The 23,275-nt window shown below is 40.0% G+C and carries 29 protein-coding genes; 3 read left to right on the top strand and 26 right to left on the bottom strand.

Annotated elements, in window-relative coordinates; all coding sequences use genetic code 11:
• Positions 1-125: 125 nt before the first annotated feature.
• A complete protein-coding gene (locus ACIGG7_RS14685; RefSeq protein ID WP_397550107.1) occupies positions 126-1,601 on the bottom strand; it encodes a flavin monoamine oxidase family protein in 1,476 nt (491 codons plus the stop codon).
• A gap of 202 nt (positions 1,602-1,803) precedes the next feature.
• On the opposite strand from ACIGG7_RS14685, the gene ACIGG7_RS14680 reads away from it, so the two are divergent.
• On the top strand, positions 1,804-2,040 hold the full coding sequence (locus ACIGG7_RS14680) for a hypothetical protein (protein ID WP_397550106.1): 237 nt from the start codon (positions 1,804-1,806) through the stop codon (positions 2,038-2,040).
• A 116-nt stretch (positions 2,041-2,156) separates the two neighbouring features.
• Here the strand turns inward: ACIGG7_RS14680 and ACIGG7_RS14675 are convergent, their stop codons facing one another.
• From ACIGG7_RS14675 to ACIGG7_RS14645, 7 genes are all read right to left on the bottom strand, one after another.
• Positions 2,157-2,471: a DUF3892 domain-containing protein gene (locus ACIGG7_RS14675; protein WP_397550105.1), complete on the bottom strand. Its 315-nt coding sequence runs from the start codon at positions 2,469-2,471 to the stop codon at positions 2,157-2,159.
• A 91-nt stretch (positions 2,472-2,562) separates the two neighbouring features.
• Positions 2,563-3,981 carry an N-acetylmuramoyl-L-alanine amidase gene (locus tag ACIGG7_RS14670; protein WP_397550104.1) on the bottom strand — a complete coding sequence of 473 codons (1,419 nt, stop codon included), beginning with the start codon at positions 3,979-3,981 and terminating at the stop codon, positions 2,563-2,565.
• 559 nt (positions 3,982-4,540) lie between these two features.
• Positions 4,541-5,140, bottom strand: a complete 600-nt coding sequence (locus ACIGG7_RS14665; RefSeq protein WP_397550103.1) for a histidine phosphatase family protein — start codon at positions 5,138-5,140, stop codon at positions 4,541-4,543.
• Between the two features lie 85 nt (positions 5,141-5,225).
• Positions 5,226-5,798, bottom strand: a complete 573-nt coding sequence (locus tag ACIGG7_RS14660) for a sugar O-acetyltransferase (protein WP_224940869.1) — start codon at positions 5,796-5,798, stop codon at positions 5,226-5,228.
• Positions 5,799-5,888: 90 nt separating this feature from the next.
• A complete protein-coding gene (locus ACIGG7_RS14655) occupies positions 5,889-6,275 on the bottom strand; it encodes a VOC family protein (protein WP_397550102.1) in 387 nt (128 codons plus the stop codon).
• Between the two features lie 162 nt (positions 6,276-6,437).
• On the bottom strand, positions 6,438-7,733 hold the full coding sequence (locus ACIGG7_RS14650; RefSeq protein WP_397550101.1) for a M20 family metallo-hydrolase: 1,296 nt from the start codon (positions 7,731-7,733) through the stop codon (positions 6,438-6,440).
• 220 nt (positions 7,734-7,953) lie between these two features.
• Positions 7,954-8,823 (bottom strand): sulfite exporter TauE/SafE family protein, encoded by an 870-nt coding sequence (locus ACIGG7_RS14645; protein WP_397550100.1) that lies wholly within the window; start codon positions 8,821-8,823, stop codon positions 7,954-7,956.
• An 82-nt stretch (positions 8,824-8,905) separates the two neighbouring features.
• On the opposite strand from ACIGG7_RS14645, the gene ACIGG7_RS14640 reads away from it, so the two are divergent.
• Together ACIGG7_RS14640 and ACIGG7_RS14635 are read left to right on the top strand one after the other, a co-directional pair.
• Positions 8,906-9,745 carry a LysR family transcriptional regulator gene (locus ACIGG7_RS14640; protein WP_397550099.1) on the top strand — a complete coding sequence of 280 codons (840 nt, stop codon included), beginning with the start codon at positions 8,906-8,908 and terminating at the stop codon, positions 9,743-9,745.
• Between the two features lie 151 nt (positions 9,746-9,896).
• On the top strand, positions 9,897-10,817 hold the full coding sequence (locus ACIGG7_RS14635) for a helix-turn-helix domain-containing protein (RefSeq protein ID WP_397550357.1): 921 nt from the start codon (positions 9,897-9,899) through the stop codon (positions 10,815-10,817).
• A gap of 94 nt (positions 10,818-10,911) precedes the next feature.
• Here ACIGG7_RS14635 and ACIGG7_RS14630 read toward each other — a convergent pair whose 3' ends face one another.
• From ACIGG7_RS14630 to ACIGG7_RS14545, 18 genes are all read right to left on the bottom strand, one after another.
• Positions 10,912-11,844, bottom strand: a complete 933-nt coding sequence (locus ACIGG7_RS14630; RefSeq protein WP_397550098.1) for an NAD(P)H-binding protein — start codon at positions 11,842-11,844, stop codon at positions 10,912-10,914.
• A gap of 52 nt (positions 11,845-11,896) precedes the next feature.
• A complete protein-coding gene (locus tag ACIGG7_RS14625) occupies positions 11,897-12,466 on the bottom strand; it encodes a TetR/AcrR family transcriptional regulator (protein ID WP_224940875.1) in 570 nt (189 codons plus the stop codon).
• A gap of 131 nt (positions 12,467-12,597) precedes the next feature.
• The gene (locus ACIGG7_RS14620; RefSeq protein ID WP_397550097.1) at positions 12,598-13,377 is read right to left on the bottom strand and encodes an SDR family oxidoreductase; all 780 of its coding nucleotides are present in this window, start codon (positions 13,375-13,377) and stop codon (positions 12,598-12,600) included.
• Positions 13,378-13,423: 46 nt separating this feature from the next.
• Positions 13,424-14,071 (bottom strand): YdbC family protein, encoded by a 648-nt coding sequence (locus ACIGG7_RS14615; protein ID WP_397550096.1) that lies wholly within the window; start codon positions 14,069-14,071, stop codon positions 13,424-13,426.
• A 9-nt stretch (positions 14,072-14,080) separates the two neighbouring features.
• Positions 14,081-14,461, bottom strand: a complete 381-nt coding sequence (locus ACIGG7_RS14610; protein WP_397550095.1) for a VOC family protein — start codon at positions 14,459-14,461, stop codon at positions 14,081-14,083.
• Between the two features lie 15 nt (positions 14,462-14,476).
• Positions 14,477-14,590 carry a hypothetical protein gene (locus tag ACIGG7_RS14605; protein WP_224940879.1) on the bottom strand — a complete coding sequence of 38 codons (114 nt, stop codon included), beginning with the start codon at positions 14,588-14,590 and terminating at the stop codon, positions 14,477-14,479.
• A gap of 427 nt (positions 14,591-15,017) precedes the next feature.
• On the bottom strand, positions 15,018-15,200 hold the full coding sequence (locus ACIGG7_RS14600) for a hypothetical protein (RefSeq protein ID WP_397550094.1): 183 nt from the start codon (positions 15,198-15,200) through the stop codon (positions 15,018-15,020).
• 222 nt (positions 15,201-15,422) lie between these two features.
• Positions 15,423-15,842 (bottom strand): GNAT family N-acetyltransferase, encoded by a 420-nt coding sequence (locus tag ACIGG7_RS14595; RefSeq protein WP_397550093.1) that lies wholly within the window; start codon positions 15,840-15,842, stop codon positions 15,423-15,425.
• A 131-nt stretch (positions 15,843-15,973) separates the two neighbouring features.
• On the bottom strand, positions 15,974-16,903 hold the full coding sequence (locus ACIGG7_RS14590) for a sigma-70 family RNA polymerase sigma factor (protein WP_397550092.1): 930 nt from the start codon (positions 16,901-16,903) through the stop codon (positions 15,974-15,976).
• Between the two features lie 404 nt (positions 16,904-17,307).
• Positions 17,308-17,649, bottom strand: coding sequence for a hypothetical protein (locus tag ACIGG7_RS14585; protein WP_397550091.1), 342 nt, complete (start codon positions 17,647-17,649; stop codon positions 17,308-17,310).
• A 415-nt stretch (positions 17,650-18,064) separates the two neighbouring features.
• Positions 18,065-18,481, bottom strand: a complete 417-nt coding sequence (locus ACIGG7_RS14580; RefSeq protein WP_397550090.1) for an NUDIX domain-containing protein — start codon at positions 18,479-18,481, stop codon at positions 18,065-18,067.
• Positions 18,482-18,588: 107 nt separating this feature from the next.
• A complete protein-coding gene (locus tag ACIGG7_RS14575) occupies positions 18,589-19,059 on the bottom strand; it encodes a hypothetical protein (protein ID WP_397550089.1) in 471 nt (156 codons plus the stop codon).
• A 4-nt stretch (positions 19,060-19,063) separates the two neighbouring features.
• The gene (locus tag ACIGG7_RS14570; RefSeq protein WP_397550088.1) at positions 19,064-19,519 is read right to left on the bottom strand and encodes a GNAT family N-acetyltransferase; all 456 of its coding nucleotides are present in this window, start codon (positions 19,517-19,519) and stop codon (positions 19,064-19,066) included.
• Between the two features lie 24 nt (positions 19,520-19,543).
• The gene (locus ACIGG7_RS14565) at positions 19,544-20,140 is read right to left on the bottom strand and encodes an AAA family ATPase (protein WP_224940887.1); all 597 of its coding nucleotides are present in this window, start codon (positions 20,138-20,140) and stop codon (positions 19,544-19,546) included.
• A gap of 1 nt (position 20,141) precedes the next feature.
• Positions 20,142-20,717: a GNAT family N-acetyltransferase gene (locus ACIGG7_RS14560; RefSeq protein WP_397550087.1), complete on the bottom strand. Its 576-nt coding sequence runs from the start codon at positions 20,715-20,717 to the stop codon at positions 20,142-20,144.
• Between the two features lie 6 nt (positions 20,718-20,723).
• Positions 20,724-21,539, bottom strand: a complete 816-nt coding sequence (locus ACIGG7_RS14555; RefSeq protein WP_397550356.1) for an alpha/beta fold hydrolase — start codon at positions 21,537-21,539, stop codon at positions 20,724-20,726.
• A gap of 171 nt (positions 21,540-21,710) precedes the next feature.
• Entirely contained in the window at positions 21,711-22,844 is a 1,134-nt protein-coding gene (locus ACIGG7_RS14550; RefSeq protein ID WP_224940889.1) for a metallophosphoesterase, read from the bottom strand.
• A gap of 42 nt (positions 22,845-22,886) precedes the next feature.
• The gene (locus ACIGG7_RS14545; RefSeq protein ID WP_224940890.1) at positions 22,887-23,273 is read right to left on the bottom strand and encodes a nucleoside 2-deoxyribosyltransferase; all 387 of its coding nucleotides are present in this window, start codon (positions 23,271-23,273) and stop codon (positions 22,887-22,889) included.
• Positions 23,274-23,275 lie beyond the last annotated feature (2 nt).

The raw sequence follows: 23,275 nt of genomic DNA, 5'->3' as shown, positions 1-23,275 counted from the left end.
TAGAAGGATTTTTCAGGGATTCGGTCGGATTTCCTATCAATCTACGTTTCATTATGTTCTAAAAGATATTTTCGCAACCAAGCTGTAAAAACAAAAAATACACATTGACCTGTTTTTTTTGATTGTTACCTTTCATTCACTTCATAGGCAGCCCTTACACCTGATTCAACTGCCCCTTCCATCCATCCATGAAAAGAAGAGGTGTGTTCTCCAGCAAAATGAATTCTTCCTTCAGGTGTTCGCATGTAATCTCCAATGTCGGCTGCCTGACCAGGTGTATAAAGAGTGAAACATCCTGCTGAGAATGGATTCTTACTCCAATTATATACAAAATAATTAAGAATCTCTGTGTAGACTCGATTTCCATATACCTTTGACAAATCCTCTAGAACCTCACTAATGATTGCTTCTTTTGATTTACTGTTCCATAAAAGTGCGTTCTGTCCCCAACTGTAACTAGCAAGCATGACACCCGGCATATTAGTGCCTATATCATGACTTGGCATGTAGGTAAACCGGGTGGGGAGATCCGATATAATATTCCCATAATTCAGTTCTTCCCAGAAGCGACTCCTGAATTCAATCCCGACCTTTACCGCAGGTACATTGGTCACTTCACGGATGCCCTGCCACTTTTTAAACGAAATGGAGTTATAAGGTACAACTTCTATGAATTGAAACACGGTAAAAGGTACAGTGACTATCACATAGTCACCTTCGAATTCTCCGCGTGTTCCATTCTTTAAGTTTGTTGTGTGAACGGTAACTCCCGACCCAGACTGGATGATTTGGATGACTTTTTGGTTCAGTAAAATATGAGATTGAATTTCTCCAGCTAAAGAATAAGGTAAACGGTCATTTCCTCCCGTTATTTCATAAAACTTTGTTTCTTTCCTGAAAATCGGGAATATTATATCTTTTAATATATCGACAAATGAAAATTCAGGGAATCCTTCTATTCCAAGAATGACATTGATTTTTCGTATTGCATTTAATGATAATGATTTCCCAAACGGATTATTAGATAAAAATTGTCCCATCGAATAATGAGAGTATTTCTTTATCAAGTTTAGTTGTTCTTCATGTTCACTTTTCTTATACAGCTCCACAAAGGGTTTGGTCGCTTCCAAAAACAGTTCAGAAGCAGTTTTTCCCTTTTCTTCTTCAGGGAGGGGATATTGGAGGATATCTGGATCTTCTTCATACTGTTTTCTCGTCACTAAAATGTTATTCACTAGAAGAAGATCTCTTGGTGAAGAATTTAGAAAGGGCTGAAATGGAAGTTTGAATTTATGGATATACTCAAATACCAAATGATGATTATCCGGAATCCTCATAGCTCCAGCATCCAGGTAATTCCCTTTGGTAAACGGTTTACGGACTGTATATACCCTCCCACCGATCCGTTTATTCCCTTCTAAAATGGTCACATCATGCCCGGCCTTAAGGAGGATTGAGCCTGCAACCAATCCGCTCATACCTGCCCCGATGATGATTACTTTTTTTGGTAATGAGGGATTTAATCCTTTTCTAATAATAGAAAGCATATCATCTGGATATTTCAACTCAGAAGGGGCATCTCTAATGAATCGATACTTCATTTAAACCTACCTCCTTATTATTACATCATATGATTCGCTACAAGGAGGTATACGTTTGGATAACGTGATGTATGGCCCATTTCCACATGTATTCAGAACACTTGTTTCTAATAGGTGTTATTTATGCTATAATTAGGATTCAACGGGTCTATGAGACTGTATTTAGTCAATCCCTTGAAGCAGTAGAAGGGAGACATGTAAAATGTCATTAAAAAATATCGAGACCATGCTTAAGACTTTGAAAGAATTCAAAGAAAGTGAGATTGTTCATACGATTTCCGATCATGAGCACACACCTGTTATGACGGTTACTTACCATTCCGACACGGCGAGCTTTCAGATTACCTATGTGGAATCAATGAAAGTGGAAATATATACTGACATCAGCCTTTTGGCCACTACTATAGAACGGATCTTACTTATTGAAGCGTCAAATTGAATGAATAACATCATCATGATAACCACTCATCGATTATTGAGGGTAGGTCCGTCCCTCTATGAAATACAAAAACGAGCATGAACCATAAATGGTTATGCTCGTTTTTTGTTTGTGGATTAGAAAGAAGGCAGCTCTCCTAGATTATTCTCTTTCACCCCATCAGGCTCACTACGGAGAACGTCCCTCCCATAACGATGAATGACATCGACATGAGCGATTTTTCCGGCTTTTGCTTCCTCCAGTGCCGTGACATAATCAAGTTCCCTTCCACTCTCGGTTTTGAAAGCGATAAGGTCATCATCACTATTCCTTCGGACAGCAATGATATGTTCGGCTCCTGTAGTAAGTTCTTCAGCCATCTCAAGCTTAGCCTGGACTTTCCCCTGCTGCTTATATTCCTCATAAATTTGTTCAAAATTCTTTTCATTCATTTTATTCACCTCCCGAACATACGTTTAGTATTTACGGAGGGGAGATGTTTTATAAAATAAATTGGCGTGCCTATGCTACAACACTCTGCTTTCAAGACTCATTTAATTTTACCAGTACATTGTTGAGCATTTTTCTTTGAATTTCTATTCCTGCCAGAGCATTTTCCACATTCTTTTTATACACTCTCAAGATGCTTTGACCATAGGTGGTTCCTGGTACAGCCCATTTCCCATTTAAATCGGTCCAGTTTCTGGCAGTTCCTCTGGTCACCAATGTAAATCGGGGATCGACCAGTGTTTGCCCATCAGGGAGTGGACTTGTGGATGCATAAGCGTATAGATGCTGAATATGGGCCAGAACACCCTTCTCCGGGGTAGCGAAAGTGGCACCATCGTTTCCGGGTCCGGTTGTGCCGATCCCCGCATAATTATTTTGACCAGGCTTTACTTGACCAGTGAATCTAAAGTAATTCGTTTCGTGTATCGCTTGCGCAAATGCTATATCTCCCCTGATTCCGTAAAGATCACCGTAAGAAATATAGAATTTCCCCAGTAAAGGTGCGGCAGGGTTAATGGTTCTGGCGAAATCATCCAATTGCTGGGCTTGGACTACTGAAGTTCCTAATATGGAATAATCGACACCTGGCGGCTGTGGAGGCTGGGTAGGTTTTGGAGGTTCGGTTGGTGGTGGTTCAGTAGGATTGGGAGGTGGTGTAGCCCCTTCTGCCAAAATGAAGGCTTGGATTCCAATACGTTCTAATGATTTTACTTGTTCTTCTGCGTTAACCCGTTCGGAAAAAGCACCCGTTTGGACCCTGTAATAGGTCTTTCCTGAAATCTTTACGGTATCGATAAATGATTCAATCCCTCCCTCTTTCAACTCATTCACACGGATTTCAGCATTCTTACGTTCCGTAAACGAACCTGCAATAACTTTAAAGAGTTGCTTAATACCTGATTCCTTTACCGGCAGGGACAATGCTTTCGCTATACCTTTTGAAAGTCCAATCGCTACTTTCTGCCTGAATTGCTCATTCTTTAAATGAGCAAGATCTTCAGGGTTATCAACAAACAAGACTTCGACAAGCACTGATGGCATTTTCGTTTCACGAAGCACATGGAAATTCGCTCTCTTTTCACCCCTATCGATGATCTTGAATGGCTGAACGGCTGCCACCACTTCACTATGGATTGCTTCCTGATAGTTTAGTGTTTCGGGAAGTATTGGGCCGTTGTATATATAGCTTTCAAATCCACTACCACCTCCAGCATTATGGTGAATGGACAAATAAAAATCAAGATTGGAACGATTGGCGAGGTTCGACCTTTCAGTTAAGGACAAAGTCTGATCTCCTGTTCTCGTCATTAAAACATTTACTATATAATTGGCCAATAAATATTCTTTAACCTTTAATGCCGTTAATAAATTAAATGTCTTCTCTTCGCTCCCTTTATAACTAGCACCTGGATCAGATCCTCCATGTCCTGGATCAATCATGATGGTTTTCAATAAACTTCCTCCTTACAATAGAATAGACATATAGTACTATATTCACATTCAGACAAGCATGATTGGACACTATCCTATCATTTTTCTATTATCAAACAAAAAAATGTTCCCTGCTATTGAGCGGGGAAACATTTTTTTACGCACGATTCTATATGTTTATGGAGGGAACTTTCTAATAGGGTTGTCAAAACTTCTCTCTATATTTTATTACCCAGAACACGTTCTTATTCGCTTTATTCATCATCATTGAACTTGTCGACCGGCGGAGTACCATACTGAGACCGCTTCAATTATTTCAGTATGGACTGTTGATCTTATAAGCATTGTTTCTTACCTTTACATGGGGCCTCAGCGCTACCCCAAATTGTGCAACGTATTGATTCGATAGGGAAGGAGATCCCAAATCAAAATTGGCATGAGTTTCTTCGGGTCTTATAAAAAGAAATTGTAGTATTTTTCTTGCCAAAGCATCACCTCCATAGAACACTTTATGTCGGAAGTGGCTGGTTGGTGAGGACAAGCAACTTAATTTTTTCAAAAATGGACAACAGTTTTTTGGTTATGATTTAGCTTTTGCACCTTTTTCGATCTTCTTGTTCCAAAGTCTTTTACACTCAAGCAGCTCGAAGTTTTCATCGATTTGAAGTTTATAGATATCAGGTTTTGAGGTGCTTTTCCAAAAATCAAAATGGAACTGGTCTGAAAAAAAGTTCATCGTACAGGTCATGATATGCCCGTGAATTCCTATTGCAACCTTTTTTCCTTTATGGGTCGAAATGATATCTCTTAGTGCCGCAATCCCCCTCATCTTCACAGCTTTGTTGGATTCTCCCCCAGGGAATTGAAAGAAAGGATCTTCAAAAACATGTTTTATAGCCTCAATGGGGTCATTAAAATGGTGACTCCTGGAAGCCAGGTCCCTTTCCCTGAAACGCTCATCTCGAATGATTTCTTTGTTTAATTTTCCCGCTAGACCTTCTACCGTTTGAATAGCCCGTGTATAGGGACTTGATACAATGTAATCTATGTCTTCTCCGATTAATATCTTGGTGACTTCTTTTGCATCTTCCCATCCCTTAGAAGATAAACCTCTCGTCTCTTCTTCATCTAACGAAAAGACAGAATGTGCGTGTCTTACAAAATAGACTTCTGTCATCATTGCATTCTCTCCTATTATTCATTTACAAATGAAGTTCAATTAAGAAATGGTTAAATACGATTATCTAGATGATTTTTTTACTTTTCTAACTCAAATCATCCAAGTCAATTTCCTTAATGATTCGGGCTGGATTTCCACCGACCACTACATTGGAAGGCACGTCCTTTGTAACCACAGCTCCTGAAGCGATCACCACGTTATCCCCTATCGACACACCTGGATTTATGATCGCCCCTCCACCAATCCAGCAATTGTCTCCGATGAAGACAGGCTTGCCATATTCCGGACCCTTGTTCCGCTCAATGGGATTGACGGGATGTGTGGCTGTATAAATATGTACTCCTGGTGCAAGCATGCAATTTTCGCCGAAACGCACTTCGCACACATCCAGGATTACGCAGTTAAAATTAGCAAAAAAGTTATTTCCTGCGTGGATGTTATATCCGTAATCACATCTGAAGTTTGGCTCTAAATATATGTTTTCTCCAGTAGAGCCAAAAAGCTTCTTAATCGCTGTAATTCTCTTATCGCTTTCTTCCTCTGTTGTGATATTCAACATTCTGGTTAAATAACGGGCTTGTCTTCTCTCTTCCGTTAATTCAGCATCCCAAGGCTCATAAAGTTCTCCTTCGAGCATTTTCTGTTTTTCGGTTTTCATGGGGACCTCCAAATTCTTAGTGATTGAAATCATAGTATCTCATAGCTTCTAGAATGCGCAAGCGATTGCACTTTTTCAATCAATCACTCTTCATTTAGATAGATTTAACTGCCATGATACACCAAAACGATCCTCTACCCATGCAAATTTCTCACTGAATGGAGATTCCTCCAAAGGCATCAGCACTGTCCCTCTCAGGGACAATTGATCATACACGCGGTCTATTTCATCTTCAGAATCACAGGCAACAAATAAAGAGATAGCTGGTGAGAATTGGTGCTCATCCCGATTTGTATTATCGATGGCCATATAGGCTTGACCTTTTAATATGAACGTTGCATGAAGTACGGAGCCATCCTCATGGTACATTACATTCATGATCTCGGAATCATCGAAAATCGATGTATAAAAAGTCATCGCCTCTTCAGCTTTACCGTTAAACATGAAAAAAGTCGTGATTTTTTGATCTGTGTACATGAATCCCTGCACTCCTTTTTTGATTTTTTCACACATGAATGAATACCATACAATGGTATTATAATGGATTCAGGCTACCTTCACTTCTTTTATGAAGGTAGCCTGTTAAAGTGCACATGCATATTTGTCCCGATCTCTTATGATCGGAACGAATAAGAAAAATCATTTGGTGCTATCCAAAGCAGAAGATTGGTTTCCTCCAGTAACAAGATGACTTTCCTCTGTTTCCTGACAAATGCGGAGTGAAGTGGCGTATAAGAGTTGAACACCCTTTTCGATATCTTCCATTTCCGCATATTCCAATGGATTATGGCTGATTCCTTTTTCGCATCGGACAAAGATCATACCATAATCACTGATATAGGACATGATCAATGCGTCATGGAACGGACCGCTCATCAAGGTTGGACTATCGAATCCGAGCTTATCATCTTCCTCACCCATGATTTCTTTGATCCAATCGGCACAATACCTCGGTTCACTTCTGGTATCGTCCTTAATTTCATACTTAAGTTGGTGAGCTGAAGATGTTTCTTCGATCACTCGATACAGTTTCTGTTCAAGTTCTGTTCGTGCTTGAAGGTCGATATCACGAAGATCGATGGTGAATTCCACCTTTTCGGCAATAATGTTCCTGGAATTCGGAAACACCTGCATGCTTCCTACCGTTCCCACTGTCGTGTCCGTCCCTTCCTCCTTCACAAGCTCGTCGAATTTCCTGATGATTTGTGAAGCACCGATAAGGGCGTCCTGCCTCATGGACATCGGAACAGACCCTGCATGTCCTGCAAATCCTTCAAGTGTAACCGTCAGCCATATCGGTCCGGAAATTCCCGATACGATCCCAACCGGCCTATCTTTCCCCTCGAGGACCGGCCCTTGTTCTATATGAAGTTCCAGGAAAGCAGCTATATCACCTTTCTTGTATATAGGACTTTCTGTCACATCTGTATCGACACCAAACTCTTTCAATGCTTCGCGCCTGGTCATTCCATTCTTGTCCCTCCGCTCTAGCTCCCCTTCTTCCAGCATACCTGCCAGCGCCCTGACACCAAAAATGCCTTTGTTGAAACGGCTTCCTTCTTCATCGGAGAAGCATATCACTTCAATCGTACGTTCTGGCACTATGCCATTGTCCTGCATACTATGAACGACTTCAATTGCCCCCAGCGCCCCTACAGTACCATCAAACCTCCCCCCGTAAGGCTGTGAATCAATATGTGAGCCAAGCATCAAAATCGGTTTTTCTTTATCTCGTCCTTCTAACCTGCCAATTAGATTCCCGAACCCATCAATCCTGGCAGTTAATCCCGCATCTAGCATCCATTTTTTCACCAAATCCACACCCTGCCGGTCTTCCTTCGAGTGTGCCAAACGGCAAACCCCTGTTTCCCCGATCTTCCCGATTTCAGCTAACTCTTTCAGATGACGATTTAATCTTTCACGATTGATATTCATAGAATCACCCTTCGTTAAAAATTTTTGAGACTCATCGTAATTTTACAGTTAGTGGCCTTGCTGGTCATTAGACACATTGTCTAATCAATAAACCTAGTAAACAGCAGGAACGAAAATGTATGTAGTGAGCTTTTCTGTTTAGACTAGGTTCGATAGCAATCACATGATATCCTTCATGTTTTACAAAATTGCAAAAAAAAAGAGAGGTTATTCACCTCTCTTAATAGTTGGCCGTCCGTTTGGATTGCTGCATTGAATAGATCAATATTCCGAAGAATACGAGTACGGCTCCCAGAATCAATCCCAACGAGACAGTTGCGATGGACAGCATCTTGAATACGACGCTCACGGCAACTACCATGTATAGAATGGCTAACATTCGTTTGACGATCACACCAGAGAATCGCTTCAGCTGGATCGAACCGATTGGTGTCCCGATCAACGCCCCGATGATAAGAAGAATACCGTGTCTATAGTCAAGTGACTCACCTGTGTACATAAAAGATGTAATCCCTGATAATACAATAATTGATGCAGCAGATATACTGGTGCCGATCGCTTTATTCAGATCAAGCTTTAGCCACTTCGTAAGTAATGGAGTCATGACAAAGCCCCCGCTGACTCCCATAAGGGATGAAATCACACCGGTGAACAAGCCGATGACCGGTGCTGTAGAGGCACCTTTTGGTTTCGTGTCCTGTTGCCGTTTACTGAAGAATTGATAAGAAAACCAACTTAAAATGCCAATATAGACAATTGAAATAAATGTGGATGCTCCGTTGATGGAATCCAGCCATCTTACAAATGGTACCGTCAGGACAGATCCTATCACTCCTGACACCCCAAGGAGAACAGCCAATTTCTTATTCACATTTTGGAGCCTCAAGTGAGAGAGAGTTCCCGTCACCGTCGACCCAAGCGTAAGCATTAAGGATAATATGATGGCCTGACTCGGTTCATACCCAAGGACCAGTAAAGTAGGCGTCAGGACAATCCCGCCTCCAATTCCAAAAAAACCCGATATGATGCCAATGACGGCACCACCTATCATAAATAATATCCATTCCATATCGTACATCACTTCCTTCACGTAACATTATACCTCTATATACGCTATAATAGAAATGAATAATGATAATATAGTCGATTACGTTTTATAATGGAGGCGTGTTATGCAACTGGACTGGATCAGAACTTTCGTTACTCTCGCTCAACTGCAGCATTTTACCAAAACAAGTGAATATCTGAATTTATCCCAGCCTACCGTCAGCGTTCATGTTAAAAAGTTAGAACAGACCCTCAGAACGGAACTGATCCATCGGTCATCTACCAATCAGCATTTCGAGTTGACACGAGCTGGAGAGCAGGTGTTTGAAAAAGGAAAAGAAATGATGGACTTATGGAGGTCGATGGAACAAATCAACGAGAAGAAAGAAGAAATCCCATTACGGATTGGTTCCACACATACGGTTAGCGATGTTTTGCTACCGGATTTTGTAAAAAAAATTAAGGTCCTTTATCCTCAAGTCCAATTACAATTAATGATACATAACCATGAAACGATTGTGGAAGCTCTGAATTCGAATGAAGTCGATCTTGCCCTGGTGGAAGGAACGAGGGGATTGGAGCCGTTTCATGTAGAGGTAATCAGTCGGGATGAACTCCGTTTCTTTGCAAGCAGTAGGATGAATCCTCATTCTTCCCCTTTCATTCTTAGGGAACAGGGCTCCGGTACGAGGGAATATGCTGACGATTTCTTAAAGTCAGAGAGAATCGTTCCTGTTGAAATCCTCGAAGCTAGCAGTCATTTTCTTATTAAGCAACTTGCTGTGAGGGGACTCGGCATCGCATTTCTTTCAAGCTCCATGGTCAAAGATGAAGTGCTCCATGGGAAACTTGTCCCAATAGAACCGTACATCATCCACCGCCCCTTCTATGCGGTGCACCCTGAACATGCTACTTCAATCTCCTTAATTAGAGAATTGGTGTCTTTGATTGAGAATCCTAATTGATGAGAGGGACGGACCTCAAAATGAGGTCCGTCCCTATTCAAGCAAGACTTGATATATAATTATCTTTTTCAAGCAATGCTTGATAGGCAAATTTCTGAGCTAAAGGTAAACTTAGATTATATTTCTAAACGAGGTGAGTGTATTGTTTGATATGACAAAGGTTGGGAAACGCATTGTACAGTTACGAAAGGGAAATAACATAACACAAATGGGGCTTGCTGATCAGCTTGGGGTTAGTTTTCAAGCAATCAGTAACTGGGAAAGAGGACACACCATGCCCGATATCTCCAAGCTGCCTGAACTGGCAAGGATTTTCAATATCACCATCGATGAATTATTAGGTCATACCAAAGGAGCAAAGCTGGTGAGCGAACTAGCCGAGAATGAAGCATTGGCTGATACTCAATCAATCGATAAAGATGAGTTCCTACATGCTGCACCTATACTCACGATGAAACAGGCAGATAAGCTCTATCAAAACGTAGAAGAAGATCTATCTCAAGAGGAGATTTCATCAATAGCCCCTTTCCTCCATCAGAGTTCAATTGACGCATTAGCACATAAACAATTTCATTTGAGCGGTCTTGAAGGTATGGCCCCTATCGCACCTTATATCAGTCAGGAACTGATAGATGAATGCGCCAGAAAAGAGGCTGAAGAAAGAAGTATCGAGGGATTGACACCAATGGCTCCCTTCATCAGTCAAACTGTCATTGATGAATGCGCTTACAAGGAATTCGAAACGAATGGAATAGAAAGCTTAGCCTCAATGGCTCCTTTTATCAATCAAGACGTCATCGATACTTGTGCGCAGAAACAGTTCCATTTACAGGACTTACATTCTTTATCCTCTCTTGCACCGTTCATCAGTGATAATACTCTTCACTCATGTGCGAAAGAAGGTTATCTCAGGGACGGACTTCAATCAATCGTATCCATCGCACCGTTCTTAAAGAAAGAGCTTCTTAATGAGCTGGCATTGGACGCCTGTGAGAAAAAAGGAATAAAGGAAATCATTCCGATTATGCCATTTATTGACCAACATATACTACATGATCGTCTTATGAAGTGATAAAAGAGGGACGGACCTAAGCTTTGAAGCAAAGGTTTGTCTCTTTGCTTTCCAAATCACCTAAGCCATATATTTTGAGTGATTAAAGAACTTTTTACACATCCATGAACGCTATGGTTTCCTTTATTCCCTGCTCAAATGAAGTGATGCCGACATTCCCCATGAACGCCTCCAATTTTCTCCCTGATAGGATAGTAGGTTCAGAATTAATATATTGCATCTCCACTGCTTCACGCATTCCTTTTCCTGCAAAGATTGCAAACAATGTAAACAACGGTTTCGAAATGAAATATAATTCCTTTTCTTCTCCAAGGACGTTTTTTAATAACCTTTCGATTTCTTTTCCAGTTAATGCGTGACATCCTGGTATATTCCAATTTTGACCGTATACATTATCATGAATCGCTAAGTCCACCATCATCCTTGCTCCATCTTTCGTGTAAACAAATTCCCAAAGGATGTGATCTGGACCAACAAACCCTGCTTTCTTCTTCTTCAATAACTGTTGGAGAGTATAGTGTATATACGTGTTTGTAGCGTTAGGTCCATAAAAGTCGGGAAAATGGCAAATTAATGTTGGCACATTGGCTTTCTTTAATAAATGGTCCATTTTCAATCGAAGTCTACCTTTACGTGTATGTGGATCTTTTTCCATATCCTCTATCAGCATTTCTCCCCTGCTTCTTCCATAAGCATAAATATTATCGACTACCGCCAACTTGGCATTATTTCTTTCAGCTGCACTTATGATATTAGATGTAATACTCAATAACTTATCTTTCCACTCTTCATAAGGAAGGTTCATCGCTTGAAAGATTACGTCACACCCTTTTGAGGCACAAATGAGCTGCTCTCTATTCTCTGCATTCCCAGCCTGTATAGAAACAAGCTCTATCCCGGCAAACAGCTGAGTTAATTTTGATTCTCCCCGGGCAAAAGCAACGACTTCTATTCCTCTACTCACCAATTCCAATACAAGTGAATAACCCATTCCCCCAGATGCCCCGACTACAATAGCCTTGTTCATATTTCGTTCCCCCTTAATTAATTAACCACCGGTCAAATAAATGTAAAAAATTTTATCCTAATGATTTTAGGATAAAATTCACATGTATCATTGCCAGCATTTCGACTTCATTATACGTTTCATCACAACGACAGTAATGACTCACAAACCCGTGCAACGATAGAAAAATGGACCATGTCTCTTGAATCGTGACCTTTCGATTGGTTAATTCAATGAGTGTACTTGCAAATTTCTCATAAGATTCGTTCGGTCCCTTGCTCACATAGTTCTTCACTTCATCATCTGAAAGTAAAAACATCATTTCATACTGACTTTTGTGCGTCAGACCGAACCGAATATAAGCAAGAAGTACTTCTCTTAGCTTTCCTTGATGATCCAAATTTAAATTCATCACATCTTCAAGCCAACGATCCAACAGTTTGAAATCTGTTTCAATCATTGCATAAAACAAGTCTGCTTTATTCTTAAAATGATAATAAATGGACCCGTGGCTGTATCCAAGTTCAGATGCAATCTGCCGGATAGAAACCTGCTGGTAGCCTTTTTTACGAAATAGCTCACGTGCAGCCGTCATAATCATTTCCTTTGTGAGTTCCTGTTCAACCGCTTTTCTTGGTGACATATTATTTAACTTCCTTTTATTGACCAGTGTATAATTAAATAATATTCCTAACAAATAGTATTGTCAACAAATTATTTTCTGAAATTTCAAATTTGAGGGACGGACCTTATCTTAAGGCCCGTCCCTCTTCATCACTTCCCAATAAAACCACCTTCGGATTTGATTAATTGGCCGGTGATCCAACCGGATTCCTCACTTGCTAAGAACTTGATCAATCTTGCTGCATCTTCTGGCTTTCCGATTCGGCCAGTAGGGAACAATGGGAGTAGATGATTTCTAATTTCATCATTGATCCAACCGGAATCGGTAGGTCCGGGATCGATTGAGTTCACTGTGATCCCAATAGGTGCAAGACCTACTGATAAAGGTTCTGTAATGCCAATCAGCATTCCTTTTGTAGCAATATAGGCTAAATTATTTGAGTCGGGTCCTTTAGAAACCAAATTGATGATCCGGCCATGCCTACTGTCTGGAAAAGCTTTTTCATACCGCCTGGCAAACTCCATTGTAAGCATAAGAGTTCCGCTGTTGTTCACCTGGTAATGCTTATCCAAGATGGTTTTATCTAATGTCCGAAAGTTAGAGGGAGCTTCGTATGTAGCGTTGTTCACCAGGATTGAAGGGGAACCAAGCATTTCCTGTACCAGATCCATCAATCTAGTGGAAGATGCTTCTTCACTCAGGTCCAGTTCCTTCCCAAATGCACGAACTCCTGTATTTTGTAATTCATCACATAATTTTTGCGGAAAATCTTTGTCTGCACCCGTTCCACTGAACTCATCAAATGAAGTCCAATGAGTGAAACATATATCAGCTCCTGCAGATGCTAGAGAACGGCAAATGGCTGCTCCAATTCCTTTCGAACGGCTAGCCCCTGTCACAATGGCTATTTTCCCTGTCAAATTTGTCATGTATCATACTCCCTTTTCATCTGAAAGCGCGGCGTCACTAACTTTTTTATAAATCCTTAAGAACTCGCCAGGCATTTTCCACCTTGAACTCATCAGCTGAGATTCTAATTACATCCTCTGAGGAGTTAGCTGACCTATATAAATCAGGAAAGCGTCTATCAACGTAATATCGATGGTGGTAAACCTCATCCTTCCAACCCGTTAATACAAGAAAGTGATTCTTATCCTTTAAAGAAAACGCATATGTACCACCTACCATGCCTGCTGTAGCAGCCATTCCAGGATTCCAGATTTGCTCCTGCTGTAAGATAAAATGCGCCTTCTTATTTCCCTTCAGAACACCTAGTGAGACACGAAAATACTGGCTCTGTCTCATTACAGCTCTCATCTCAATAACCGATTTTAACACTGAACCGACTTCCTCGTATAAGTCTACATCAATAGAAGAATAGGTGCTTCCTTGACCGAAAGTAGAAAAAATCACATCATGTACTTCTTCCATAAAGATCTCATAGGCCTTACGTGTTTCCCAAAATGCATACACACAAGCCACAAACGGCTGCTTGTTTTTCCAGCCTCCCAATTGTCCCATGAATCCCTTCACTGAACTGAGTCGACTCCATTGCTGCTGATATTCAGAGAAAGAATCCCTTTGGCCGTCTTTCACTTTACAAATGATTCTCTTGATTAACATGTCATCACCTTACAAATTTTCATAGATTTCTAAAAGAGTACCTTCAGGGTCCCGAAAATGAGCAACCTTCATGCCCCATTCAACTTTTTCCAAGGGTATTGTTAGAAAATCAACTTTATCTTTCAGTTGTTCATATGTTGCTTCCACACTCTCAACTTCAAAAATTATGACTGTTTGGTCAAATTGGTATGATTCCGTAGTGTTATTTGCACCAATTGCCTCCATCATCTGTTTACGTTCAAATATGCCTAAATGCGTATGTCCAACTTTAAATTGTCCATATAAGGAGTTTTCATCCCCCCACGAAACCTCAAAACCCATAATGTCTCTGTAAAATAAAAAACATCTTTTGTAATCATTCACCAGTATCCTTGTATGTGTTAATTCCAAGTAAATATCCTCCTCTCACGACGTAATTAATACCTCAATGATCACAGAAGAACCCTGGATGATTCGACCTCCACCCGCCGGGAGGTCGATGGCTAAAGAACCAGCCCGGGTCGCACCAGGTGGGTACATATAAATCCCTTCCATTTGAAAGGCGCCATTGATATATACGTTCACATAACTGTACTGGCAGCCATTGCAGGAAGAGCTGTTACAGCTGCTTCGGTATCCTAAAAGAAAACAATAGCATCAATGGTCAAGGTGGCACCTGCCTCCGCAACTGCAGTAGTGACATTAATAAACCTTGCTGCTTCTGGTCCTACAAAAATCGTGGACGTAGAAGTTGCTTGAATTTTCATTCGTTGTAGGGCAAAAATAATCCCTCCTTTCATAAATGAAATTCTATTACTCTATTATTTTATATGTTCGTTTTAGTAGATTGATAAGGATTTTACTGGATTGGATAGAAGTGACCAGACTTAAAGCTATTATTCTAATTTAGCTTATTAATAATAGAACACCAACTGAGCACATTTATAAAGTTCCTGTTGTCACAGTATCATTGTCCCGTGCCTCCTCCAGAATCCCGACCTCCACCCATCGTGTAATTCCGGTCTTCTCCCGGCCTAGCACCTGGATCTATCCCTGGGGTGTGCCGATCATTGCCTCTCCGTTTACGCCTAATATCGATGGTTATTGCAAATAGTAATATTCCAACAATCATAACCACAAACCAAGTCATTTCAATCCCTCCCTTCTTGATCTTATGAAAAATCAGGCATTTACATGCAATCCGAATAGAAGCTCCCACTAATCAATTCCAATTATTTCAAATCCAACACCGAAACTCAATAATGGAAAACACACCTCGTAAATGGATACAAGGTGTGTTTTTACAGGATGAAAAATAATCAAAAAACTGAATTATGTTCAACTTAATATTAATTAATTGTGAACCACACATTTAGTTCTCCTGAAATGACTTTCTGTATCCATAAAATGAGCGGTATCCTTTTTGTTCGTAATAAGTATGTGAAGAAGTGTTTGCCAGCATCTCAATCCTAGTATCGGGATAGATATTGTGAACATATTGAAGCAAGGTATCACCTACACCCATTCCCCGAAACTCTTTTTTAACCAATAGTTCACAAATATAAAGGCTGATTGATTGATCTGTAAGTCCTCTGACATACGCGATGATTTCATCTTTATGCATGGCTACAAAGGCTACATTGGAGTTGTTCCAGGCGTTCTTTGTGCTTTCATTCTTCTCTACGAGGGTATTCCATTGTTCGTCAACGTTCAGTTTATGTATATAGATGTAATCTTCGGTTGTATATTTTCTGATCATAATATCCTGATCGTTTGTAAGCCTGATTCGCATTAGATCCCTCCCTTACTGAATACCTATAAATAATGTACACCTCTTTACTTTAACATAATTATCCAAAGATTCTTTATATCTTTTAATAAAAGAAGCTAATTCTCTGAATTAGCTTCTTGAACAATTGCAGATTAACCCCATTCCACAACAGGCTTGTTTGTTTGTGCCGGAATTCCCAATTCTTCAGCAGCAGCAAAAATAAATTCTTTTCTGAAATAGTAGCTTACATGGTGCACGATCTTTCCATTCTCCACTTCCTGGTACTGGATATCATGGATTTCAGGTCCGTTCACGCCCTCTGAAAGCAGTACGATGACGCTTCGTCCCCATAAGTTGTATTCTAAAGCCCTCATACCAGGGAGACCAAATTTCATCGATCCGGAACGCATCTCGTCCTTGCTGAATTCCTGGAAACCGAGGGCGGCCTCATTGTTGGCTTCTTCACTAAACAATGCCATAACAGCTTCTATATCCCCCTCATTTATCGCCTTGAGATAGGCTTTAACAATTGGATCAGTATCATGTACAGGGGTTATGGTGCTACTCTCAAGTACATCTACAGATTGCAGTTTCTCTTTCATACGCCGAACCGTTGCATAAATCGCTCCAGGTGTCGTCCTTACCATACCAGCCACTTCCTTCGCATCGAACCTGAACACTTCTTTTAACAAAAAGACTGCGACCTGTCGGGGGGAAAATAGATCAAATAGGAAGTGTAAGGCTTCCTCTACCTCCAGTCCATTTGATAATTCTTCATAGTGGAGAACGTTTTCTTCCAGAATACCGACATTTCTTTTTTCTCTACGGCACTGGTCAATCCATGTGGTTGTCGCCATTCGATACAAATATGCTTTCGGGTTGGTAGGGTGCCACCTCTGATAGTAACCTCCAAAAGCCTTTAGGATGGTATCTTGAAATAAATCCTCCCCATCCCACGGAGAACCTGTTAAATACCGGCAATACCTCCACAACCCGTTTTTGAAACCTTCGATCATTCGATTAAATTCCTTTGCCAAACCCCTATTATTTTCTGAAAAGGATTCTTTTGTCTTTTCCTGCATGTTTTTCCTCCTTTAAAATTTTTCGTTCGTATGTAAAACGTTTAGGCTATGCTAAATTATACTCAATCTGCAAAAATGTAATGAAAAATTTTAGACATTTCATTTTTTTATTACCCTAATATTCTATTTATTAGCATGATAGAAAGGGAGGACCCACCTTAGGAAATACTTTTATTACTTCAAATTAAGAGTATAATATCAATTCTTCCAATCACTTCTCTGAAGAAGGTTTTCTAGCATTATGCATAAAGAAAAAGAATTCACTGTGAAAATCAAGAATCGAGAAAAACAAAGGAAATATAGAAGAAAGCTCAGAGATACTCTCTGAGCTTTCAAACAATCCTATAGATTCACATATGATGTTTAGAGATGAGTTGATTTTATCTATTTATTGAAACGCTACATTATTTATCAATCTTCATAGGTTCATTCTGAAACTGAAGGCCTTTCTCGATACTATCGATATCGCAAAGCGGTACAAAACTAGTTGTACCTGGAACAAGAAGGTCGTCGATTTCCAGTACACTATGCTTCAAACTTCTAAATCTACCAATGAAGATTCCTGCTGATGCGTCTCCAATTCGAGTTATCCCAATGGTATCCCCACAACGAAATTGCTCCATAATAGTCTTCTCTAATCCAATGACACAACAATTACACGTATCCACTTGTTGATGATCACTATGATCATCCTGCTTGTAAGGATTGTATTTGTTGCAATTACAGTCACTATATTTTCTATTCATATTTCCCCTCCTTTCTATTCAGAGGATACTCTAGTATATGAAATATATAGTAGGAATGTATGGGCATGACTATCAAGTCTACGAAAATGTGTTCAACATTTATGAATTCACAACCGATTCTCTAGCAATCGTAGTGCATGTTTATTATATGTATTAAACACATCCAAACGTTTTCTGGCAATAACAAGTGGGGAATATGATTGTGAACGATTAGAGAGGAGGAACTTCAATGATTGGAGCATCTGGAGTTGTACTGTTTATTATTATTCCACTAATCATTATTGCAGGCATTATTGGAATTACAGTCGGTTACTTTAGAAAAAAAGCGAGGAAAAATAGAAACTTCTAGTATTGAATAGGGCTCAGTATTTATTCTGAGCCTGTTTAATTTTAACTTTCCAGACCAACCATCTTTTTAGAGCTTCTGATGAGCTAATTCTATATTTCTCTTTAAATAATCTGGCAGATCTTGGTGTGATAATATGTCATCTGTAGACAGCCAATGCACATCCTCTACTTCATCCGGACTTTTGGCAAATGGTTCACCTGAATCCGGATAACATAAAAACACGATATCAATGACATAGACTCCAGCATCTGTGACAAATGAAGAACTGTTTACATAAGATATCACGTTCACTTTTAATCCTACCTCTTCAAACACTTCACGTTGTAATGTTCTTTCGAGAATATTCGTAGAGTTGCCTTCAAGTTCACACTTTCCTCCAACAAGAGACAGCGTTCCACTTGCATGTTCTTCTTTTTCACTTCGGCGAATCAATAACCAGTAACCATTTCTGTGAATAGCTCCTTCGACATTGACGATGTACATGTTATTCCTCCTTTAACAAGGTAATATCTCTAAATATCCAGCTTCATAGTTTCAAGTTATGCATGTCATCAGTAGGATAAACATTATACCTCTAGTGAGACGTCTGATTAAAAGTCAATTCCCAATATTCCTTTCAATTTCTTCAACAATTTTCCATGAACTTCCGTCGAAACAAGAGGAGTATTCAATGAAGAAATCTTCCCTTGATGGATGATCATAACCTCTCCGTCTCCCACTATATTGAAGGCAAACAAAATATTTTTCTGATTCATGTCTTCAGCGGCTTCTTTGCTTTCGTAGTAACAAAACATATACGTGTCCTTATTTTTCATAGAATCCATTAATTTATCGCCGTTCATTTCTTTTACTTCTATCCCTTGAAGTAATTTCAGTGTTTCTCTAATGTTTCCTTCATCCGTCACTACTTTTGTTAATTCTTCTTTAGAAGCATTGTGCTCTACTTTTTGAATATATAAATACTTAGCAGGTGGTAATTTTCCCATTTCCAAATGTTTTACGGAAGAAGAACAAGCATTCAAGAGAACGCATACGAACATGATGCATAAGATCTTTTTCATCCTTTTACCGATGCCCTTCCTTACGTGCCTGAATGTAACCATAATAAGCGCAAGTGCCATTTTCAGTTATATTTTTCACTTCGAAACCACACGTTTCATAGAACTTGAAATTGTTTGCCGATGTGTGTGCGAACCAGTCTCCATGGGGCAACTTCTCGATACAGAGTTGTACGAGTTTCTTTCCTATTCCCCTGCCTCTGTATTCAGATAGGACAACGAGATCCATAATGTTGGCTGCCATGATTTTGTCTGAGATCACCCTGACCATCCCGATCATCTTTTCGTTATCCCAAACTGTGAAGGCCCACGCAGAATTCATGAATATCAGGGAAAACTTCTCTTTTTGCCAGGTTGGGGTATTCCTTGCCCAACCGGCATCTTCAAACAATGCTTCTACATAAGGAGCTGGAACACCTTCCGTTCCTTCCCTGATGACCAAGCCATTGAAATATTGATACAATTTCATCGCCTCCTCTGCCTCAATTTAATTGAAAACCCTCAGTTGTTTGATTTGCGTTTTGATTCTACTTAATTTCTTCCTTACTATACTCCTGTCATCTGGCAGTAAGGGAATATCAAATAGTTCGGAGATGGATTCTGCCACCTTTTCAATAGACAATGTGTTTGTTATGATTCGATTTTCAAAGATTTCATCCGATAATCCTTTCAAACATCGATCGGTCTGTCGGTGGGCCCATGAATGCTTTCGTTCTCCCCTACTTCTCAACCTTTTTTCAATAATGTGTTTATCTGCCCATAGGACAACATGCTTCACTTCCACTTTTTCATTTCTTAATTCATGTACAATCTCTTTGAAGTATTGTGCATCAACGACCGTCATAGGTACAATCAAGACGCCATTATAATGTGACTCAATATATTTCAAGATGGAACGGTTGCATTCCCGCCAAGGAGGATAACCTTGAAAATCTGCTTTCGAAGCTTCTTTCGGGATCATTTTCCTCAATAAGTATCCAACTTGTTCAGGATCATATACAAATGAGTCCGGTATTCTTCTATTTAATTCATACGCCGTTTGGGACTTCCCGGAACCAAACGCGCCATTAATCCATAGGATCATTTCATCCACCCCAATCCTTTAAGCCAATGAATGTAATGGGAACATCCTTTATATTTCTTTTCCAGATCATATGACCTGAGCCTTCCCCCCAGTAATCCTTCAGACAATAATCCGGATCCCCTAACTTTCTTGTCCAAACTTTTTGAGACGTCGAGTACCCACTATCCAGGCAAAACTCGTCAATACCTTTGCTTTGAAAAGTAAGGAGCATGATGTTAAACAGCAGCGTACCAATTCCACGCCTTTGATATTCCGGATGGACAAATACCGTTCCGATTTCGAATAGCTCTTTTAATGAGCCGTTTGTTACCGTATTGATCAGGACACTTGACGGCCCATATTCAACCGTCCCGACAATCGTTCCACCAACTTTTGCAATCAAGAAATATCGTTCTCCTCCATTGCTGTCATAGTCAGATTGTAAGTATTGGATCTTGGTTTTGATTTCAGTCTGGATATCTTCTTGAAGAGTAGATAAACCCTCTTTGTCAAAGGTATCTCTGATGACAAGATCGAAAAATAGAATAAGTTCATCTTTATCGACGTCCATGGGTCTACTGATTTCAATCCTGGTCACATAATTTCACTCCCCAATTACTTTTTGAATAGAATCAATGACTATGTCCGGTCGGTCAAGGAATATTGAGTGACCGGACCCCTTTGCAAAGCGTAATTCACCCTTAGTTGAAAGGGTTGCCTGCTGACCGATTAATTCTTCCCATTTTTCTTCAAACTTTTTTGACTCCCACTTTGGAATTCCTACTTCGGTTTCGGAAATGATGGTATATTCTTTATCCCGACCGATCACCACCAGAGGTACATTAGGAAAACCCTTCAATCTTTTAATGATTGAAGCATCCTTCTTCCAGTTCTTAATCTCCGATGCCATCGCTTCATAGAGGGAAGGAGTCGTTTGAAACTCCAGCAGACGTCGCTGAACGGAAGCAGGGAATTGCTTATGTTTTTCCAGTAGGAAAGGTTGGATGATGCTTGTTAGTTGCTCACGATCTTTTGAAGCATATTCCAAACATTTATTTATCCATGTTTCATCCGTTTCTTTATTTATGGTGGGAAGATCCAGTTCGTCCAAATCTTTCAAGTCAACCGAAGTGGAATCAACAAGGACCATTCCAGCCACCCTTTCGGGGTGAACTTTCGCGAAGTGTTGTGCACACAATCCACCATAAGAATGAGCGACTATATAAATTGGCTTTTTTACTTTTAACGAGTTGAGCAGTTCAAACAAGTCCTTGACTGTCGCATATGTATTTCTCACTTCATCTCCCAGTTCACTGCGGCCAAGGCCTGGGCGGTGGAACATAAGGATTTGATTAGTCCTACTTAATTCATTTGTGACTTCATGCCATTCATCAAAGGAGCATCCCATCCCTGTGAGGATAACGATTAACGAACCGGCATGACCTTTTTGGAGTATCTCCAGTTTGTGATGATTGATGATTTGTAACGTGCAAATAGTAGATCACCTTTTCCGTGTTCAATGTTGATGTTGTCTATATTAAGAGGAAAGCAGTCTTCTCGTCATTCGGTTTTGTCTCCAATGATATATCTGTTATATTTTTAAACCTACGGAAGTCAAATGGTGTTCTTTTATTGGAAGAAGAACTTCTTTAGGCACCCATCCCTCTTCCCCATTTTTCTTAATTAAGTCGAACCCTGTGCAGGTATCGTCTACAACAGAAATGACCTCTCCGGTCTTAACGGATATTTGTGCACAGGAAAGGTCAGTCTTTGCCCAAAACGTTCCATCAGCACTTCGGTGAAGATATTCATTTTTCACATATAATTGTTCGTTTGTCTCGACTTGTTTACACAATGTGAAATGCTCAAAATGTTGAAGGGGAACCAATTCATAGTTGGGATAAGAAATGTTCCCCAACATATGGCCAGGTTTAAAGTCTTTCTTCACTTCACAGGTTCCATGATAATCTATATGGGTATGGGAAAAAGTGTCACCGCTTGCTGCTCTATGTATAATAAAAGCATTTAACTGACCTGATGATTTGATGACGTTTCCTCCATCGATGGAAATGATTTTTTTATCCTCACCCACGATTGGATTATTCGATGGGACGTTCTTTGAATAGTTGACGACTGGCCAATGTCCGACAATAACATACTTACCAGAGCAATGAGATTTCTCCAGGAATGCAGGCATCGTGATGGCGGCGAGGCGGTCCGTTTCCCTCCAGTTTTCCTTATCTTCCAAACCAGCATGAACAAAAATATAGTCATCGGTTTCGATCGCAGTCGGTAAATCCAACAGCCACCTAATTTCAGCTGGAACATGGCGGGTAAGAACACGCTTTAGTTCTTGAACCGAGGTATCTTCTTTGATTTCAAACCCCGCTTCATCAGCCCACTCTTTTAGAATGGAATGTTTTCTTGAGCTTAGATAATTCATCAATTTTGGGTTTTCTCCAACCAGATCCTCTACCAGTGTGTCGCAATTCCCTTCCGTTACATAAACGTTATGGTTACACCCACAAAGCTCCATGATATGACGGACAACACCTTTACTATTTTCTCCTTTTTCACAAAGGTCTCCGTTTATTATTAAATAATCCTCTGAATTGAAATTTACTTTTTTCAATAGCTTTGTAAACAAGTTTAGCTCTCCATGGATATCCGAAATTACAATGATTCGTCCTGAAGGGGGTAATTTCAATCTTGTTATTTTATTCAATGGTGATCTCCTTCTACTAGAATTGAGTCTATTTTTTGTGGCTTAATAGAGTGCCAAAACATAGTCAACTAATTTTTCAATATCGCCTGAGCATTTTTCAACTTCAGGCAGGTGATAAAACGTAGTGGTTTCAGCTATGTCATTTAATACATCATCCTGAGAATATAAAATAATTCTCTTCCTAAGACCAAGGGCGATACCCAACTCCACGTGACTCCCTTTTCCGCCGGGCAGTAATATAATGACTACATCGGAGTTGATAATGGCATCCTTTTCGCATTTTCCAATGTGCTGAAGGTCTTCCACTGTCAATGCCCGCTCGTTACGTGTCCAATCATAGGTATGAAGATGACCTAGTCGCTTTAACTTGTCACTTACCGAACGTACAAGATCTTTATTTGCAAAACCTGAAGCAAGATAAAATTTCATGG

The organism is Rossellomorea sp. NPDC077527 (assembly GCF_044542955.1).
Taxonomy (GTDB): domain Bacteria; phylum Bacillota; class Bacilli; order Bacillales; family Bacillaceae_B; genus Rossellomorea; species Rossellomorea aquimaris_E.
Note: the sequence above shows the minus strand (reverse complement) of the source record. Positions and strands in the feature narration are given on the sequence as shown.